At 73.2% G+C, this 18,635-nt stretch carries 11 protein-coding genes; 6 read left to right on the top strand and 5 right to left on the bottom strand.

The features are described 5' to 3' along the window. Nucleotides 1–353 precede the first annotated feature (353 nt). A complete protein-coding gene (locus ACZ7L1_RS08740; RefSeq protein WP_103840405.1) occupies nt 354–902 on the bottom strand; it encodes a MarR family winged helix-turn-helix transcriptional regulator in 549 nt (182 codons plus the stop codon). Between the two features lie 157 nt (nt 903–1,059). Between ACZ7L1_RS08740 and ACZ7L1_RS08735 the strand changes: the two genes are divergently transcribed. Then, nucleotides 1,060–2,334 (top strand): MFS transporter, encoded by a 1,275-nt coding sequence (locus ACZ7L1_RS08735; RefSeq protein ID WP_471435424.1) that lies wholly within the window; start codon nt 1,060–1,062, stop codon nt 2,332–2,334. 18 nt (nt 2,335–2,352) lie between these two features. Here the strand turns inward: ACZ7L1_RS08735 and ACZ7L1_RS08730 are convergent, their stop codons facing one another. Then, entirely contained in the window at nt 2,353–4,002 is a 1,650-nt protein-coding gene (locus tag ACZ7L1_RS08730) for an ATP-binding SpoIIE family protein phosphatase (protein WP_471435387.1), read from the bottom strand. 207 nt (nt 4,003–4,209) lie between these two features. Next, nucleotides 4,210–5,604 (bottom strand): NAD(P)/FAD-dependent oxidoreductase, encoded by a 1,395-nt coding sequence (locus ACZ7L1_RS08725; RefSeq protein WP_471435386.1) that lies wholly within the window; start codon nt 5,602–5,604, stop codon nt 4,210–4,212. Between the two features lie 382 nt (nt 5,605–5,986). Here ACZ7L1_RS08725 and ACZ7L1_RS08720 point away from each other — a divergent pair, with 382 nt between their 5' ends. Further along, complete coding sequence (locus ACZ7L1_RS08720) at nt 5,987–6,754, top strand: TetR/AcrR family transcriptional regulator (protein WP_471435384.1); 768 nt, start codon at nt 5,987–5,989, stop codon at nt 6,752–6,754. Nucleotides 6,755–6,911: 157 nt separating this feature from the next. On the opposite strand, the gene ACZ7L1_RS08715 is transcribed toward ACZ7L1_RS08720, so the two are convergent. Together ACZ7L1_RS08715 and ACZ7L1_RS08710 are read right to left on the bottom strand one after the other, a co-directional pair. Beyond that, nucleotides 6,912–10,307 carry an AfsR/SARP family transcriptional regulator gene (locus tag ACZ7L1_RS08715; RefSeq protein ID WP_471435382.1) on the bottom strand — a complete coding sequence of 1,132 codons (3,396 nt, stop codon included), beginning with the start codon at nt 10,305–10,307 and terminating at the stop codon, nt 6,912–6,914. A gap of 271 nt (nt 10,308–10,578) precedes the next feature. After that, the gene (locus ACZ7L1_RS08710; protein WP_471435380.1) at nt 10,579–12,663 is read right to left on the bottom strand and encodes an asparagine synthase-related protein; all 2,085 of its coding nucleotides are present in this window, start codon (nt 12,661–12,663) and stop codon (nt 10,579–10,581) included. Nucleotides 12,664–13,344: 681 nt separating this feature from the next. Between ACZ7L1_RS08710 and ACZ7L1_RS08705 the strand changes: the two genes are divergently transcribed. From ACZ7L1_RS08705 to ACZ7L1_RS08690, 4 genes are all read left to right on the top strand, one after another. After that, nucleotides 13,345–14,769, top strand: coding sequence for an MFS transporter (locus ACZ7L1_RS08705; RefSeq protein ID WP_471435379.1), 1,425 nt, complete (start codon nt 13,345–13,347; stop codon nt 14,767–14,769). A gap of 53 nt (nt 14,770–14,822) precedes the next feature. Then, entirely contained in the window at nt 14,823–16,058 is a 1,236-nt protein-coding gene (lhgO, locus tag ACZ7L1_RS08700; RefSeq protein WP_471435377.1) for an L-2-hydroxyglutarate oxidase, read from the top strand. A gap of 146 nt (nt 16,059–16,204) precedes the next feature. Next, on the top strand, nt 16,205–17,062 hold the full coding sequence (gene trmB / locus ACZ7L1_RS08695) for a tRNA (guanosine(46)-N7)-methyltransferase TrmB (RefSeq protein WP_471435375.1): 858 nt from the start codon (nt 16,205–16,207) through the stop codon (nt 17,060–17,062). A 63-nt stretch (nt 17,063–17,125) separates the two neighbouring features. Further along, a complete protein-coding gene (locus tag ACZ7L1_RS08690; RefSeq protein WP_471435373.1) occupies nt 17,126–18,598 on the top strand; it encodes a PrsW family intramembrane metalloprotease in 1,473 nt (490 codons plus the stop codon). The last annotated feature ends 37 nt before the right edge of the window (nt 18,599–18,635 follow it).

The raw sequence follows: 18,635 nt of genomic DNA, 5'->3' as shown, positions 1-18,635 counted from the left end.
CCGGCTTTGTCGACTCTATCAGATCCCTCAGTTCCCTTCGGGGTCTGACGCCCAGTCAACCGGGCTTGTCCTCGCGGCCCTTGGGCCGTTCCGACATCTCCGACTCTAGCGGATCTCTCCGGCGATTCCCAAATCGAGTGGATCGAGGTCGCCGTACCCAATGGAATCGAATTCGGGCATGCCGAAATTGACCCGGTCGGGAGATCTTGCTGAGTGGTTTGTTGCCGCTGATGCGGCGGGAGGTGCTGCCGCAGAACCGTTACGGCCCCGTGGCAACCCGAAGAACTTTACGGATCGGGGGGTGGACTGTCAAGCCTCCCCAGCCTGGGATCGCGTCAAACCTGCGGGCTACGTCAGTCCAGGTCGCTGAGACGGCCGCCGGCGTCCGGCTGCGCGTCTTCCACCCGGCGCAGCAGGCGCGTCAGCACGTCACCGAGGACCGTGCGTTCCTCGGGCGAGAGGTCCTGGAGGAGGTCCTCCTCGAACCCGGAGGCCAGGCGCATCGCCTCCAGCCACTTCTCACGGCCTTCGTCGGTCAGCTCCACGATGACGCGGACGCGGTTGGCCTCGTCGCGCTCCCGGGTGACCAGCCCCTCGCCGACCATGCGGTCGATGCGGTGGGTCATCGCGGCCGGTGTCAGACCAAGTCGCTTGGCCAGGTCGCTCGGGCCCATGCGGTAGGGGGCGCCGGAGAGGACGAGGGCCTTGAGGACCTCCCAGTCGGTGTTGCTGATGCCGAGCGCGGCGGTCTGGCGGCCGTAGGCGACGTTCATACGGCGGTTGAGCCGGGACAGTGCCGAGACGATCTTCTCCACCTGCGGGTCCAGGTCCTGGAACTCGCGCTGGTAGGCGGCGATCTGTTCGTCGAGGGTCGGCTCGCTCACGCCGGGGGTGTCACCCATGGGCGCAGTATGACACGCGACCGCTTGGCGTTGAACTCCTTGAAGGTGTACTGTTCAACTTCGAAATTTAGCTTCGAAGTCTTCAGGGCTAACTGCTTCAGGGGTAAGACTCCGGCCGGCGGCCCGCTTCTCAAGGAAGGTGAAAGTGACCAGGGCGATGGGCGCAGCGATGCGCCGGATCCATGTGGGTAACGCACTCAGCGCGTTCGGCCTCGGCTTCACCGTCCCCTATCTGTACGTCTATGTGGCGCAGGTGCGGGATCTCGGTGCTGTGACGGCGGGTCTCGTACTCGCCGTCTTCGCTGTGGCCGCGCTGGTCGTGCTGCCGTTCGCCGGGCGGGCCATCGTCCGGCGCGGCCCGCTTCCGGTGCTGCTCGCCGCCCTCGTGATGGCTGCGGTGGGCTCGCTGAGCCTGGGCCTCGCGGCCGGCGCGGTGAGCGTGCTGCTGTCGGCGGCGCTCCTCGGGGCCGGGCAGGCGGTGATGCAGCCGGCGCTGGCCACGATGATCGTGGACTGCTCGGTCGCGGAGACGCGGTCGCGGGCCTTCGCGGTGCAGTTCTTCCTGCAGAACCTGGGGCTCGGGGTCGGTGGGCTGATCGGCGGGCACCTAGTCGACGTGTCGCGGGCGTCGTCCTTCACGCTGTTGTTCGCGATCGAGGCGGCGATGTTCCTGCTGCTGGTCGTGGTCATGGCGACGGTGCGGATGCCGCGGACGCCGAGGCTCGAGGAGTCGGCGCCGCGGGGCGACGGGGCGAGCCGGCGGCAGCTGCTGGGGAACCGGGCCATGGTGCAGCTCTGTGTGCTGGGCTTCGTGCTGTTCTTCGCGTGCTACGGACAGTTCGAGTCGGGGCTGAGCGCGTACGGCGTGGAGGCGGCCGGGATCTCGACGTCCGCGCTGGGTACGGCACTGGCGGCGAACACGGCGACGATCGTGGTGGCGCAGTTCGCGGTGCTGAAGTTCGTGGAGCGGCGCAGGCGGTCGCGGGTGATCGCGGCCGTGGGGCTGATCTGGGCGGGCGCGTGGGCCGTCGCGGGGTACGCGGGGCTGGGTCACGGCAGCCGGGAGATGGCGACGGCCGCATTCGTCTCGACGTACGCGCTGTTCGGGCTGGGTGAGGCGATGCTGTCGCCGACGGTCGCGCCGCTGGTGGCGGACCTGGCGCCGACGGGGATGGCGGGGCAGTACAACTCGGTGTTCGCCCTGGTGAAGCAGTTGGCGCTGGCGGTGGGCCCGGCGGTGGGTGGTCCCCTCGCAGCAGCCCTGCCGGGGCCCTACGTCGTGACGTTCCTGCTGTGCTCGCTGGGCATCACCGTGCTGGCGGTGCGGCTCGGGCGGCTGCTGACGCCGGCGCAGAACCGGCCGTCGCTGGGCAGGAGCCGGGTGGTGGCGCAGGGGGGTGCGTCGGCGGAGCCGGCGTCGGCGCGCACCTGAGCGCCCCGCCCCGGGAGCTCAGCCGTCGGCCTTCGGCAGTGCGAACTCGCACCACACCGCCTTGCCGCCCCCGGGTGTCCTCCGTGACCCCCAGCTCGACGCGATCGTCGCCACGATCGCGATGCCCCGGCCCGCCTCGTCCGCGGGTTCGGCGCGGCGGCGCCTCGGGAGGTGGTCGTCGCCGTCCGTGACCTCGATGATCAGGCGGCGGTCCGTACGGCGCAGACGCAGCCGCATGGGCGGTGTGCCGTGCTGCAGCGAGTTGGCGACCAGTTCGCTCGCCGCCAGGACCCCGTGATCGTGCAGGTCCGCCGGGAACCGCCAGCTCGTCAGCACACCGGAGGCGAACGCACGCGCGCGTGGCGCCGCCTCCACCCCGCCCAGCAACTCCAGTGCGGCGTTGCGGAACAGCTCGCCGTCCGGTCCCGTCCGCGACGGGTGCTGGAGGACCAGGACCGCCACGTCGTCGTCGTGGCCCGCCGTGACACCCGCCGAACGGAGCAGGCGGTCGCAGATCACCTGGGGTGTGCCCGTGGCGCCGGCGAGCGCACCCGCAAGAGCCGCGATGCCTTCGTCCAGGTCGGCGTCCCGGCGTTCCACCAGGCCGTCGGTGTAGAGGACGGCCGTGGATCCCGGTGCCAGCGGTACCGAGCCGGAGGCGTGCATCCAGCCGCCCGTGCCGAGGGGCGGGCCGGTGGGTTCGTCCGCGCGCAGGACGTTGCCTCTCTCGTCGCGGACCAGGATCGGGAGGTGGCCGGCCGAGGCGTACACCAGCCGGCCCTCGTTCGGGTCGTGGACGGCGTAGACGCAGGTCGCGATCTGGTTGGCGTCGATCTCCGCGGCGAGGCCGTCGAGGAGCTGGAGGACCTCGTGCGGGGGCAGGTCCAGGCGGGCGTACGCGCGCACGGCCGTGCGCAGCTGGCCCATCACCGCCGCCGCGCGGACGCCCCTGCCCATGACGTCGCCGATCACCAGCGCGGTGCGGCCGCCGCCGAGAGTGATCACGTCGTACCAGTCGCCGCCGACCGCGGCCTCGGTGCCGCCGGGATGATAGGTGGCGGCGATGCGCAGGTCGTCGGGTTGTTCGAGTTCCTGGGGCAGCAGGGAGCGCTGGAGGGTCACCGCGGTCCGGCGCTGCTCGCGCTCGCTGGCGCGCAGCCGTTCGGCGGCGTCTGCGTGGTCGGTGACGTCGACCGCGAAGACGAGCACGCCCCGGGACCTGTCGTCGGGTGCGTCCACCGGTGTGCAGGTGAAGGTGTACGAACGGCCGCCGGGCGCCTTGCGGGACTTGACCGTGCGCGGCTTGGAGCTGCGCAGCACCTGGTCGAGGAGCGGGAGGAGGCCCAGTGCGTCCAGTTCGGGCAGTGCCTCGCGCGCGGGTTCGCCCACCGGGCGGGCGCCGAAGGCCGCCGTGTAGGCGTCGTTCACGTAGTCGACGCGGTGGTCCGGGCCGTGCACCAGGGCGACGAGCGCAGGGATGCGGTCGAGCACCTCCCGCGCCGGCAGTTCGTCGAGGGCGGGCACGCTCGGCGTGTCGTCGGTGATCCGCTCGGCGCGGGCCAGGGGCACGGAGCCGTCCCGCCGGTCAGGTGAGACCGCGTGGTCGGTCCGCGCTGCGGCGCGGCGCTGCGTTCCGGGGAGCCGGGCGCTCCAGCGCGTGAAGTTCACCGATTCCTTGCCTCGTCATTGTCGTCTCCGGCCGGCTTCCGGATCCGGGCGGGGTCCGGGGGCCAGTCCCCGGGGGTGCGGCGCTGTGGGGAAAGCCTGGTGGGTGCGTCAGGGCGAGGGTCGGCCCGCCCAGGTCGTGGACCAGTCTGGCCGACCGGACCGACATCCGTCAGACGTCGGTGTTTCCGGCGGAGTTCCTGGGTCCGCTCAGTTCGACCCCTTCGGGTCTGAAGAATGCTTTCCACCGGCGGCCAGTTCGAACTCCGCACGGGGATGTTCGAGTGAACCGAGCGACACGATCTCCCTCTTGAAGAGGCCTGCCAGCGTCCATTCGGCCAGTACGCGCGCCTTGCGGTTGAACGTGGGCACCCTGCTGAGGTGGTACGTGCGGTGCATGAACCACGCGGGCCAGCCCTTCAGCTTGCGCCCGTAGACGTGGGCGACGCCCTTGTGCAGTCCCAGGGAGGCCACCGAACCGACGTACTTGTGCGCGTACGTCTCCAGGGGCTCGTCGCGCAGCGCGTGCACGATGTTGTCGCCGAGCACCCTGGCCTGGCGCAGCGCGTGCTGGGCGTTGGGGGCCGTCTCCCTGCCGGGCTCGGCGGTGACGTCGGGGACGGCGGCCGCGTCTCCCGCGCTCCACGCGTGCGTGACGCCGTCCACGGTCAGCTGCGGGGTGCACTTCAGGCGCCCGCGCTCGTTCAGCGGCAGGTCGGTCGCGGCGAGGATCGGGTGCGGTTTCACACCGGCGGTCCACACGACCGTACGGGTCGGGAAGCGGGAACCGTCGGAGAGGACGGCGACCCGGTCGGCGCAGGACTCCAGGCGGGTCTCGAGGCGTACGTCGATGTTGCGGCGGCGCAGCTCGGTGACGGTGTAGCGGCCCATCTCCTCGCCGACCTCGGGGAGGATGCGGTCGGAGGCCTCCACGAGGATCCACCGCATGTCCTCGGGCTTGACGTTGTGGTAGTAGCGGGCGGCGTAGCGGGCCATGTCCTCCAGCTCGCCGAGCGCCTCCACGCCGGCGAAGCCGCCGCCGACGAAGACGAAGGTGAGGGCCGCGTCGCGGATCGCGGGGTCGCGGGTGGAGGAGGCGATGTCCATCTGCTCGATGACGTGGTTGCGCAGGCCGATGGCCTCCTCGACGGTCTTGAAGCCGATGCCGTGGTCGGCGAGACCGGGGATGGGGAGGGTGCGCGAGATCGAGCCGGGTGCGAGGACGAGTTCGTCGTACGCGATCTGTTCCCTCTGCCCGGTCTCCTCGCTGGAGAGCGTGGAGATGGTGGCGGTCCGCTTGGCGTGGTCGATGGCCGTGGCCTCGCCGATGAGGACGTGGCAGTCCGCAAGGACGCGGCGCAGCGGGACGACCACGTGGCGCGGCGAGATGGCGCCGGCGGCCGCCTCCGGCAGGAACGGCTGATAGGTCATGTAGGGGTCGGGCGAGACCACCACGATCTCCGCCTCGCCCCGGCGGAGTTCCGCCTTCAGCTTCCGTTGCAGGCGCAGCGCCGTGTACAGGCCGACGTAGCCGCCGCCGACGATGAGGATGCGCACACACTTCGGGTGTTCGGGGGGCGTCGCCCGGTGGAATGCAGCCGTCACCTTCCCATGAGGCACCCGGCGCCCGAATTTGTCCACAGGCCCGGCAAATTGTGTGACGGGACGGACGGGTGGGGCAGGGTTGGCCGAATCACCGGAGCACGGGGAAGCGTCGCAGGTCAGCGGGGGTGTGAGCGGTTACTACGGAGGGTGCAAAGGGGGCGAATCCGACCCGTACTCCGATCGGGGGGCGACCCGCCCGGAACGCGCCCCTTCTGAATTGACTCCCGCTCAACTATGTTCGTCTCTTGACGGGGTGTAGGGGGATGCGCTCGCGGGTCCGCGACGGGCGGGCCCGGTCACGTGCGACGCCTGTTCCGTACGCTCCGGTTTCCGATAGCGGGGAGAGTCTCCGGGGGGAGACGTCAGGACCGGGGGAACACTTATGCACATTCAGGACTCTCATTGGTCGTCCGCGTCCGCCGTCGCGGCGGCGGGCACGGTGGGCGCGGCGGTGGACAACGGACGCGGGGAGGCTGCGCGGACGACGCCGCTGCGAGTGGACGCACAGCGCAATCTGGAGCACGTACTGCGCGCGGCACGCGAGGTCTTCGGCGAGTCGGGGTACGGCGCGCCGATGGAGGACGTGGCGCGGCGCGCGCGGGTCGGCGTCGGCACCGTGTACCGGCGCTTCCCGAGCAAGGACGTCCTGGTGCGGCGGATAGCCGAGGAGGAGACCTCCCGGCTGACCGAGCAGGCCAGGGCGGCGCTCGGTCAGGAGGACGAACCGTGGTCGGCGCTCTCGCGCTTCCTGCGCACATCGGTGGCGTCGGGCGCGGGACGGCTGCTCCCGCCGCACGTGCTGCGGGTGGGGGTCGCCGAGGAGGGCATCGAGGGGTCCGAGGCGGCGTCGCCGGACGCGCCCCGGGTGCCGCAGCAGCGGTCCGAGCCGGCCGCCGACCTGCGGCTCGTGGAGCAGCGGCCGACGCCGGAACCGGACGACGCGGGAGCGGCGACGCTGCTGGAGGTCGTCGGGCAGCTCGTGGAGCGGGCACGTGCGGCGGGTGAACTGCGGCCGGACGTCACCGTCTCGGACGTGCTGCTGGTGATCGCCACGGCGGCGCCCTCGCTGCCGGACGCCGCCCAGCAGGCGGCGGCCTCGACGCGGCTGCTGGACATCCTCCTGGAGGGCCTGCGGTCCCGTCCGGTGTGAGCCCGGCCGGCCGCTCACGCGCCACCCGGGGAGGACCACCGCGGAGCGCCGCCGGACCCCCAGGGACCCGGTGGCGCGCGCGGACCGGGCGGAGACGCGGTTCACCTGCCGACAGGGCCCCCTGCCTTCCCCGACTCACCGGGGCTGGTCCGCCCATTCACTGGGCGGGGTGGTCCGCGGAGGCCCCCGCCAGCTCTCCCAGCACGTCGTCCGGGGTGAACTCCGTGCCCCTCGCACGCTCCACGTCCAACCGGGCCCGCCCGAGCGCCTTCAGCGCGGCCGCCTCGGTCCGCTCCGCCTCGACGCGGTCCGGTCCGGGGCGTACGGCGTTCGGCGGGCGCCACCGGTCGGCCGCCGCGAGCAGCCGGACCGCGCGGGCATGCTCGCCCAGGGCGGCCAGGGCGTTCGCCGCGATGTCCACGAGCCCCGCCGTCACCGACTCCGCGCACCTGCTCTCCACCGCATGGCGCAGCGCCTCGGCGAGCTTGGGCAGTCCTTGGCACGGACCGGACTCGGCGATGGTGACGAGCGCGTCGATGCCGTTCAGCGCGGCGATGAACTGCGGCGGCGGCGTGTTCCGGACGGTCTCCACCCGCGCGTTCTCGCACAAGGCGCGCGCCCGGACGGTTTCCCCGTCGTCCAGCGCCATCTGTGCGCGCAGCAGGCTCACATACCCGCGGGCGTCGTGCACCCCGTACCGGTCCGCGGCGTCGCTCGCCTCGTCCAGCGCCGCCTGCGCGTCCGCCCGATTGCCCTCCCGGTAGGCGATCTCGCCGAGCCGGGCGAGCAGGAACGGGGACTCCGCGTACGCCCCCACCTCGTGGGCGAGCCGCAGTGCCTCCTCGTACTCGCCCTTCGCCTCCTCGAAGGAGCCGCGCCCCATCGCCGCCTCCCCGACCGCGCTGGACACCTGGGCGCGCATCCAGCGGTCGCCGACGCGACGGCTGAGCGTGCGCAGTTCGGCCAGGTCGCCGTCCACGTGGTGCAGACCCCCCGGGGAGTCGACGAGCATGTGCGCGCGAAACATGAGGGCCACGCCGATCTCCCAGTCGCCGCCGTGGCGGCGGCAGTTGGCGAGGATGGCGTCCATGGCGTGCCGGACGTCGTACGGCTCGCCCAGGTGGAACACGGTCAGCGCCCAGAGGATGCCGGGGAACCGGGCCGCCTCCGGGCCGCCCCGCTCGAAGGCCGCCCGGACCCGGGCGGTGTACCGCCGGGTCCGTTCATCCCGTATCGACTCCGTCGGCCGCGATTCCGCGACGAGGAACAGGTGCAGCATCCGCAGATTCATCCGCAGGACGTGCAGGGGGTGTCGCTCCTCGGCTGCTGGGCCGGCGAGGAAGGCTTCGACGTGGTCGACCGCGGCGAGCTCCTCGAGGACGTCGGTGGAGGGACGCCTGGTCGCCGAGGCCGACGCCGGCCACGGTGGGGAGCCGGCCGTGGCGCCGGCATCCAGAACCGCTCCCAGGCGCAGCACCCGCTCCGTCCATTCCGTGCCCTCCCGCCGGAAGTTCCGCAGCCACCAGAACCATCCCGTGGCCAGCGCGATCGCGCCGGCCTCCTCCTCGTCACCGGAGGCGATGGCGCGGTACAGCGCGGCCCGGATGTTGTCGAGTTCCGTCTCCAGGCGGCGGATCCACGGCAGTTGCCCCGCGGAGCGCAGCTTCGGTTCGGCCTCCTCGACGAGCGCCCGCACCCACGCCCGGTGCCTGCGCTCGGCGGCGGTGCGCAGCTCGGGGGCCTCGGCGGCGCGCTCGGTGGCGTACTCGTGGATCGTCTCGAGCATGCGGTAGCGCATGCCCGTACCGCCGTCCCCGTCGCCCGGGGCCGCGACGACCAGGGACTTGTCGACGAGCGCCCCGATCAGGTCGGCGACGGGGCCGGTGCACACGGCCTCGGCGGCGGCGAGGTCCCAGCCGCCGGCGAAGACGGAGACCTCGCGCAGCACCGTGCGCTCCCGCTCGTCGAGCAGGTCCCAGGACCAGTCGACGACCGCGCGCAGGGTCTGCTGTCGTGGCAACACCGTGCGACTTCCGGAGGTGAGGAGGCGGAAGCGGTCGTCGAGGCGGTCGGCGATCTGCCGGGGGGTCAGCAGCCGCAGACGGGCGGCGGCCAGCTCGATGGCCAGGGGCAGGCCGTCGAGACGGCGGCAGATCTCGTCGACGGCCTCCGGGTCGTGGACGGCGTGCGGGTCGGGGCGCACGGCCGCCGCGCGCTCGAGGAAGAGGCGGTGCGCGGGATCGGGCGGCAGGGGCTCCACGGGGCGGACCGACTCGCCGGGTACGCCCAGGGGTTCACGGCTGGTGGCGAGGATCGTCAGGCCCGGGCAGTGCGTGAGCAGCGTCTCGGCCAGCTCGGCCGCCGCGTCGATCACATGCTCGCAATTGTCGAGAATCAGAAGTTCGCGGCGCGGAGCGCAGTACTCGATCAGCAGGGCGACCGGATCGTCCTGCGGCATCGCCAGCTCGTTGGTGATCAGCACCGTCTCACGCAGCCCGAGGGCGCTGACCACCGCGGCGGGGACCGCCTCCGGCCGATCCAGCGGGGCCAGCTCGGCCAGCCACGCCTGCGGCAGCCCGGCGGCGGCTTCCTCGGCGAGACGGGTCTTCCCGGAGCCGCCCGGTCCGGTGAGGGTGACCAGGCGGGCCCTGCGGACGTCCGAACGGATGGCCTCGAGCTCGAGTTCGCGGCCGACGAAGGAGTTCAGTCGGGGGCGGAGGTTGCCGGTGCGGGGGGCCGTCGGCGACTTGAGCGGGGTGGGGGGCTGCGGGGAGCTCGGCCCGGAGGTCTGGGGGGTGGGCGGCGCGGAGGAACGAGCGGATGTCTCCTGGGAGGTCTGCGGGGACAGCAGATCGGCGTGCAGGGACTTCAGTTCCGGGCCGGGGTCGGTGCCCAGGCCGTCCGCCAGGGCCCGGCGGGCCCGTTCGTAGGCCGCGAGAGCGTCGGCGCCGCGGCCCGTGGCGCGCAGCGCGCGGATGAGAAGGGCGTGGAGGGGTTCGTCGTACGGGTGCGCCGTCGTCAGTTCCGTCAGCTCCGGTACGACGTCGGGGGCGCGGCCCAGGCGCAGGTCGGCCTCGATGCGGGCGCGGGTCGCCGTCAGGCGCAGGGCCTCGGGGCGGGCGGCGGCGGTGCGGTCGGGGAGGTCGGCCAGGGCGGGGCCGTGCCACAGGGCGAGGGCCGTGCGCAGATCGCGGGCGGCGGTGTGCGGGTCGCCGTCGGCGAGGGCGGCGGTGCCGCGCTGGACGAGATCCTCGAAGACGAAGAGGTCGACGGAGTCACGGCCGGCGTCGAGACGGTAGCCACCGGGGGCGGAGGCCACGGCGGTCCGGCCGAGGGTGCGGCGCAGGCGGGCGACGAGGGCCTGGAGCGCGGCGGGGGCGTCGAGCGGAGGGTCGTCCGGCCAGATCTCGTCGATCAGGGTCTGGGGAGTGGTGGTACGGCCCGGGCGGAGCGCCAGGGCGGTGAGGAGGGCGCGGAGGCGGGGACCGCCCAGGGGGACGGGGGTTCCTTGGTCGTCCTCTGCTTGGGCCGTGCCCAGGATCTTGTACCGCACCGGGTCATTGTCGCGGGGGGTGAGGGGCGGGGCACGGGTTTTAGTGGGGCCGTGGGGTCGGGTGGCGCGGGGTGTCGGGTGCCCTGGGGTTGTCCGCACCCGGCGGTGCGGTTGCCGGGGGTTGTCCGCACCCGGCGGTGCGGTTGCCCGGGGGTTGTCCGCACCCGGCGGTGCGGTTGCCCGGGGGTTGTCCGTACCCAGCGGTCCGGCCCGGGGAGGTCGCGCGGCCCGGCGCTTGCGGAGTGCCTTCCTCAAGCGGCGCGCCGTGCCCTTACGCCCCGGCCCCCAGCGCCCTCCCCCGGGCCGAGATCCCCGCCGGTACCGCGCGGGCCCTTGCCGGGGTTCCCGTCCAGCAGGTGCCTCGGCGGGACAGGAGGCGGCGGAGCCAGAGTTCCAGGGAGACCAGGTCCGCCAGGCCGTCCAGGGGAAGGGGGGTGCCGTCGGCCGCCGCGCGTACCGCCTTGCGGACCACTCTGGCCTCCACCAGGCCGGCTTCCGCCAGCAGGGGGGTGGCGAAGAGGTCGACGAGGGAGTTCGCGGCGAGCCTGAGGCCCGCCCGGGTCGCGGCTGCCGAGGAGCCGTGGGAGGGGGCGCCCCAGCCGGGCGGCAGGCCACCGACGCCCGCGCCCTCGAGGACCGTGCGGAGGATCGCCGCCCGTGCCCCCGGCTGCACCCGCAGGGTCTCGGGAAGCGCGCGGCAGGCGCGGACGACCTGGTTGTCCAGGAAGGGGGCGTGCAGCCGCTGGGAGCGGATCTCGGCGGCCTGTTCCAGGACGCGGAGGTCGGTGGCGTGCCTCGCCAGTGCGGCACGCGCGCGGTGGTCGCCGGGACGCTGCCCCGGACCCACGTCCGGCCGGCCCGCGGCCCCCTGGAGGCGAACCGATACTTCAGCCAGCGCCTCACCGGTCAGCCAGCGTGCCGCCGGCCCGGGTCTCGCCCAGGTGAGCGCGGCGAGCGACGCGCCCACGGCACCCCCGGGCTCCTCGAACCGCCGCCGCATCAGCCGGTCGGCGAGTGCGTCGACGCCTGCCCGGTACGGCGTGCGGGACAGCTTGCGGGCCGCGCTGTACACGCGCGCGGGGACCATCACCGAGCCGTCCGCCTTCGCGAGCGCGGCCATGGGGCGCACCAGGTGGCGGCGCTTGCGGTCCATCAGCAGGTCGGCGAGCCGGGCCGGGTGCGCGTCGAGGACCTGCCGGGCGCCGTAGCCGGTGAAGTGGTCCGCGCTGCCCGACGCGAGACGGGCGCGGTGCCGGGCCGCCGTCACCAGGGAGGGGCCCGGTTCGTCCGTCAGCGGGCCCTCCAGATCGGCGTAGGGGAGCACTTCCTCGCCGCCGGTGACCACCACGTGGTGCAGCCGGGGGTTGGCCGCGAGCGTGCCGGCCCGCTCCAGTTCGGCCTCGCGGCCCCTGACGGCGAGGTCGTTGAAGGTGACGGCGAGCAGGCGTTCGCCGGCGCCGGTGCCGTGCCCGAGGATCGTGCCGGGCATGCCCGGCAGTCCGGCCGCGAGGAGGGCCAGGGTGCCGGAGGCGGGGCCCCCGGACAGGTCGGCGCCGATGCCGGGGACCGGCATTCCGCGCGCGGCACGGCGTTCCGCGGGTCCCATGCCGGGCACCGGCCCCGGGTCGAGGTCGGCGCTCGGGACGTGCCGGGGCGCCGACAGCCGCGCGCGTACGGCGTCGACCAGGGCGTCGCGCACCGCGTCCACCGCGTCGGCCGGGTCCGCCGGGGGCGCCGCGACGGCGAGGGAGGCGACCGGCTCGTATCCGGCGATCTCCCGGGCACCCGCGCGCAGGATCAGCGCATGCCCCGGCGGGATGCGTCGTACGCCGTCGTACGGGGTGGAGTCGTGCAGCGCTGCCGGTACGTCGGGGGCGGCGAGCAGGGCCGCCAGGTGCCCGAAGTCCAGGTTGGCCTCGATGAGGTCGGCGAGCGGCAGCGCGGCGGTCGCGTAGGCCGTGCCACCGGCCCAGGGGGTGTAGAACACCGGCCGGGCGCCCGCGAGGTCGCCGCACACGGTGGTCCTGCGGCCGACCTGGACCACGGCGGTGTAGCTGCCGGACCAGGCGGTCAGATGGCGCAGCGCCCCACCCCGGGCGGCGAACAGTGCGACGCGCAGCTGCTCGTCGGATGCGCCGCAGGTGCCCAGGACCGCGATCCGGGTCCGCGCGTCGGCCTTCACGACGCGCACCTCGTCGGGGCGCCAGTCGCCGACCGCCCACAGCGGATCGGGGTCGCCCCACAGGAGTTGGGAGCCGACCGGGTGCACGGTCTCGCCGTCGTAACCGGTGGCGCCGGCCGAGCCGGGCCCGACGGCTCCCGCGGCGGTGCTGCTCCATCCCACCAACCACCGCATCGACGCCTCCACAGGCTGTGGACAACCAGTGCACCGTACGAACGGCTCCATGCTGCCACGAAGAATGCGCCCCGGAGGGTGCAAGCCACAGCTCGTGCGCCCCGTAACGCGCTCGTGGGGAGCGGCCCTCGAGCCGGTGAACTCCCGTGCGACCCGCGGCCGTCGGAGAGGCGACGAAGGAAACAGCGACGTGAATGCGCCCCCGGAATGCTCCCCGAAAACGCCGTTCGCGCCCTCAAGAGTCGTGGTCGGGGCCTTGATGACTGTCGAAATTCACCATCGGTTTTCGGCCAAATCGGCTGCGGGCGGCCAGGCTCGGGCACGCTCCGTACAGGCCCTGGGCAACGCACGGTCCGGGAGGCGGAGTTCGCCTCCCGGACCGGTCCGCCGCCCGCGGGGATGGAGGCGGCGGTGTCCCCCAGCCCACTGGATCCAGTACAGCGGGCCGACCCACGCACGGCCCATGGAACCGGCCCCGTGGTGGCCGGAGAAGAGCGCACGGACGGGCGCACGGCCACACAGCGGGAGCACGTGGCGACACTCCGTACATAAGTGCGGACCACAATCCCGCCAACCGGATTTACGCCCCTTAACGCATGGGATGCGGCGAACTACGCTGGGTTTACGAATGCCGCGCGGTTATGCCACCGCCGCGGCAGCCGTCTGCGTCGAGGGGTGGCCATGTCCAGGGAGCAACGCGGGCCGAACGAAAAGCTCGGCGCCGTTCTCGCCCTCGCGGGAATCAGCAACGCAGGACTCGCCCGGCGCGTCAACGATCTTGGCGCCCAGCGCGGGTTGACACTTCGCTACGACAAGACCTCGGTGGCGCGCTGGGTGTCGAAGGGCATGGTGCCGCAGGGTGCCGCGCCGCACCTGATCGCCGCGGCCATCGGCCAGAAGCTCGGCCGCCCCGTACCGCTCCACGAGATCGGTCTGGCGGACGCGGATCCCGCACCGGAAGTGGGCCTCGCCTTCCCCCGGGACGTAGGACAGGCGGTGAGGTCGGCGACGGATCTCTACCGCCTCGACCTCGCCGGGCGCCGGGCCGGCAGCGGCGGCATCTGGCAGTCGCTGGCCGGATCGTTCGCAGTGAGCGCTTACGCGACCCCTGCTTCCCGCTGGCTGATAACACCGGCCGACAGCTCGGTGGCACGCGACCCCGCCCCAGGGGACGGGTCCGGAGCACCGATCAAGGTCGGCCACAGCGACGTCCGGAAGCTCCGCGAGGCCGCGGAGGACGCGAGGCGCTGGGACTCCAAGTACGGGGGCGGCGACTGGCGGTCGTCGATGGTGCCGGAGTGCTTAAGGGTGGAGGCGGCGCCGCTGCTGCTCGGGTCGTACTCCGACGAGGTCGGCAGGGCGCTGTTCGGCGCGGCCGCCGAACTCACCCGGCTGGCGGGCTGGATGGCCTTCGACACCGGCCAGCAGGAGGCCGCCCAGCGCTACTACATCCAGGCGCTGCGCCTCGCGCGCGCGGCGGCCGACGTGCCCCTCGGGGGCTACGTCCTGGCCTCCATGTCGCTGCAGGCGACCTACCGCGGTTTCGGCGACGAGGGCGTCGACCTCGCCCAGGCCGCCCTGGAGCGCAACCGCGGCCTGGCCACCGCCCGCACCATGAGCTTCTTCCGCCTGGTCGAGGCGCGCGCGCACGCGCGCGCAGGTGACGCCCAGGCGGCCGGCGCCGCGCTGAAGGCCGCCGAGGGCTGGCTGGAGCGGGCCCGCGACGGCGACAACGATCCCTCCTGGCTCGGCTTCTACTCCTACGACCGCTTCGCGGCCGACGCCGCCGAGTGCTATCGCGACCTGAAGGCCCCGCGCCAGGTCCGCCGCTTCACCGAACAGGCGCTGTCGCGGCCCGGGGAGGAGTACGTGCGCTCGCACGGGCTGCGCCTGGTGGTGTCGGCGGTCGCCGAGCTGGAGTCGGGCAACCTGGACGCGGCGTGCGAACAGGGTGTGCGGGCAGTGGAGATCGCCGGGCGCATATCGTCGGCGCGCACCACCGAGTACGTGCGGGACCTGCTGCACCGGCTGGAGCCGTACGGCGACGAACCCCGCGTGGCGGAGCTGCGGGAGCGGGCGCGGCCGCTGCTGATGGCTCCGGTCTGACGGCGCGGCCCGCAGGGCGCTCCCCCGGGTTTGAGGGCATTGTCAGTGGCGCAGTGCACTATCGAAACCGGGAGGTGGAGCAGGTGCGGGAGATCGCCTACGACTGCGACGTGCTGGTGATCGGTGGCGGAATCGTCGGCCTGTCCACGGCGTATGCGATCACGCGTGCCGCGCCGGGCACGCGGGTGACCGTCCTGGAGAAGGAGGCCGGCCCGGCCCGCCACCAGACGGGGCGCAACAGCGGGGTCATCCACAGCGGGATCTACTACCGACCCGGCTCCCTCAAGGCGCGGTACGCGGTCGAGGGTGCCGCCGAGATGGTCAAGTTCTGCGCCGAGTACGGCATCGCGCACGCCGTCACCGGCAAGCTGATCGTCGCGACCCGGCGGGAGGAGCTGCCGCGCCTGCACGCGCTGGTGCAGCGCGGCCGGGAGAACGGCATTCCGGTACGGGAGCTGGGCGCCGCCCAGATAGCGGAGTACGAGCCGGAGGTGCGGGGTCTCGCGGCCATCCATGTGGGCACCACCGGGATCTGTGACTTCGTGGCGGTCGCCCGGCAGCTCGGGGAGGCCTCGGGCGCGGAGATCAGGTACGGGGCGGAGGTGGTCCGGATCGACCGGCGTGCCTCGCTGGGGGTCGCCGTACGCACGGGTGACGGGGCGGTGGTCCGCGCCCGTGTACTGGTCAACTGCGCCGGGCTGCACTGCGACGAGGTGGCCCGGCTGACCGGGGACGACCCCGGGGTGCGGATCGTGCCGTTCCGGGGCGAGTACTACGCGCTGCGCCGGCCGGAGCTGGTGCGGGGGCTGGTGTATCCGGTGCCGGATCCGGCGTTCCCGTTCCTCGGGGTGCATCTGACCCGCGGGATCGACGGAGAGGTCCACCTCGGACCGAACGCGGTGCCGGCGCTGGCCCGCGAGGGGTACGGCTGGGGGGTCGTACGGCCTCGGGAGCTCGGCGCGACGGTGGCGTGGCCCGGATCGTGGCGGATCGCGCGGCGGCACTGGCGGTACGGGGCGGGGGAGCTGCGGCGGTCGATGTCGAAGAGGGCGTTCACCGAGGCCGTGCGGAGGTTGCTGCCCGCGGTGCTGGAGGGCGACCTCGTGCGGGCCCCTGCCGGGGTGCGGGCGCAGGCGGTGCTGCGGGACGGGACGCTGGTGGACGACTTTCTGATCCGGGAGGGGGCGCGGGCGGTGCACGTACTGAACGCGCCGTCCCCTGCGGCTACCGCTTCGCTGGCGATCGGGCGGGAGGTGGCGCGGCGGGCGTTGGTGGTGCTGGGGCGGTGAGCGGGGCCGGGGGCCTGGGGCCTGGGGCCGTGCAGGGTGGATTCGCCACCGCCGTCCCTACCCTTCCCGTCCCCTCCCTGGGGCTCCGCCCCCAGACCACCGGACGGGCTGGTCATAGCTGCCCTGCCTCTAAAATTGATCCCACTGTGTCTGATTCCCTCAACTTCGCTCCCGAAGATTCCCAGGTCACCCATGGTGGCGGCTCCGGTCATGGTGCCGGCGCGTCCATTCGGCACACCCGGGCCAAGGGGGAGCCCCGGTTTCCCGACGGGCCCAAGGCCGATCCCGCCGGGTCGCACTTCGAGCGGCGGATCCGCAGCTTCCAGCCGCGGCGGAGCCGGGTGACGGCCGGACAGGCGGACGCGCTGCAGCGGCTGTGGCCCAAGTGGGGGCTGGACATCGACGGGCAGCAGGTCATCGACCTCGCCGAGCTGTTCGGGAACAGCCGCCCCGTCGTGCTGGAGATCGGGTTCGGCATGGGCGAGGCCACCGCGGAGATGGCCGCCGCCGACCCGGACACCAACATCCTCGCCATCGACGTGCACACCCCCGGCCAGGGCAACCTGCTGGCCCTCGCCGACCGGGGAGGACTGACCAACATCCGCGTCGGCAACGGCGACGCGATCATCCTGCTCCGCGAGATGCTCACCCCCGACTCCCTCGACGGGCTGCGCGTCTACTTCCCCGACCCCTGGCCCAAGAAGCGCCACCACAAGCGGCGGCTCATCCAGCCCGACTTCCTCACGCTCGCCGCGAGCCGACTCAAGCCGGGCGCGCTGGTGCACTGCGCCACGGACTGGGAGCCGTACGCCGCGCAGATGCTGGAGGTGCTCACCGCGCACCCGGCGTTCGAGAACACCCGGCCCGGCGGCGGGTACGCGCCACGCCCCGGCTTCCGGCCGCTGACCCGTTTCGAGGGGCAGGGGCTGGACAAGGGTCATGTCGTGAACGACCTGCTCTTCCGGCGCGTACCGCACCGCGACCAGCTCACCGCCGAAGACTGAGCGCCCGCGCGTGAAGTCGGACACCGTCGCGGGCGGCGCCCCCGTCTCGTTAGGGTCGATGCCGTGGCCACCTTTCCCTCGTACCCGACTCACCCGGGCGGCAACGCCGCCGGCGGCTCGTTCGGGCACCCGCACTGGTGGCAGAGGCGGTGGGTGCGGTACGGGGCGCTGATCACGCTCCTCGCGCTCTCCGGACTCGTCATCCTGGCCCTCGTACGGCAGCAGACCGGGACCGAGGGCTTTCTGGTCGGGCTGGGCCTCGCGGTCCTGCCCGTGCCGCTGCTCATCGCGGCCTTCCGCTGGCTGGACCGGGTGGCGCCCGGACCCTGGCGGAACCTGATCTTCGCCTTCGCCTGGGGCGCGTGCGCCGCCGCGCTCATCGCGATCGTCGCCAACAGTTTCGCCACCCGGTGGATAGCGACCGCGACCGCCGATCCGCACAGCGCCGACACGCTCGGCGCGATCGTGATAGCACCGATCGTGGAGGAGTCCGCGAAGGCCGCGGCCGTGCTGCTCGTCTTCCTCTTCCGCAGACGGCACTTCACCGGGATCGTCGACGGAGTGGTGATAGCCGGCGTCACCGCCACCGGCTTCGCCTTCACCGAGAACATCCTCTACCTGGGCACGGCCTTCGGCACCGACCAGATGAGCGGGGGAAGCGGGCTGGCGTCCGTCACGGCCGCGACCTTCTTCGTCCGGGTGGTGATGTCGCCCTTCGCGCACCCGCTGTTCACCGTGCTCACCGGCATCGGCTTCGGCATCGCCGCGCTCTCCGCGGAGCGCCAGCACGTCCGGCGGGTGCTGGCGCCGCTCGGCGGGCTGCTGCTCGCGATGGGCATGCACTCCATGTGGAACGGGTCGTCCACGTTCGGCCAGTACGGGTTCTTCGCGGTGTACACGTCGTTCATGGTGCCCGCGTTCGGGCTGCTGACCTGGCTGGTCGTCTGGACGCGGCAGCGGGAGCTGCGGACGGTGCGGGAGGAGCTGCCCGCGTACGTGGTCGCCGGGTGGATGGGGCCGGTGGAGCCGTTCGTCCTCGGTTCGATGCGGGCGCGGCGGCTGGCCCGCGAGTGCGCGAGGCAGCATTTCGGGAAGGACGCGGCGCGGTCGGTCGCGCGGTACGAGGCGTACGCGACGTCCCTGGCGTTCCTGCGCCACCGGGGGCGCCGGGGGCGGGTGGGCGCCGATTTCGTCGTACGGGAACAGGAGTTGCTGACCGAGCTGTGGGCCCGCCGGGAGGTGGCGCGGCCGGCGCTGGCGTATGCGGCACGGGCGACGGCACCGGTGGCTCCGCCGGTGTGGCCGGGCTACGGGCACGTGACCTTCCAGGGGACGCCGCAGTACGGCCCCGCGATACCGCAGTACGACCCGGCGAGGCCGCAGTACGACCCGGCGAGGCCGCAGTACGACCCGGCGAGGCCGCAGTACGGCCCGATGACACCGCAGTACGACCCGGCGACACCGCAGTACGGCCCGGCGACACCGCAGTACGACCCGGCGGCGCCGTATCCCGGGTACAACCCCTATCGCTCCTAGGCGTTGACGCGGGCTCGGCGCCGCCGGATTCCGCCGT

It is taken from the genome of Streptomyces sp. NPDC107546 (assembly GCF_055639175.1).
The sequence above is the reverse complement of the archived record's forward strand: the minus strand, read 5'-3'. Positions and strand labels throughout refer to the sequence as shown.

Coding starts and splice junctions, on each gene's coding strand:
- ACZ7L1_RS08740 (WP_103840405.1), bottom strand. CDS start 902: ATGGGTGACACCCCCGGCGTGAGCGAGCCGACCCTCGACGAACAGATC.
- ACZ7L1_RS08735 (WP_471435424.1), top strand. CDS start 1,060: ATGGGCGCAGCGATGCGCCGGATCCATGTGGGTAACGCACTCAGCGCG.
- ACZ7L1_RS08720 (WP_471435384.1), top strand. CDS start 5,987: ATGCACATTCAGGACTCTCATTGGTCGTCCGCGTCCGCCGTCGCGGCG.
- ACZ7L1_RS08710 (WP_471435380.1), bottom strand. CDS start 12,663: ATGCGGTGGTTGGTGGGATGGAGCAGCACCGCCGCGGGAGCCGTCGGG.
- ACZ7L1_RS08705 (WP_471435379.1), top strand. CDS start 13,345: ATGTCCAGGGAGCAACGCGGGCCGAACGAAAAGCTCGGCGCCGTTCTC.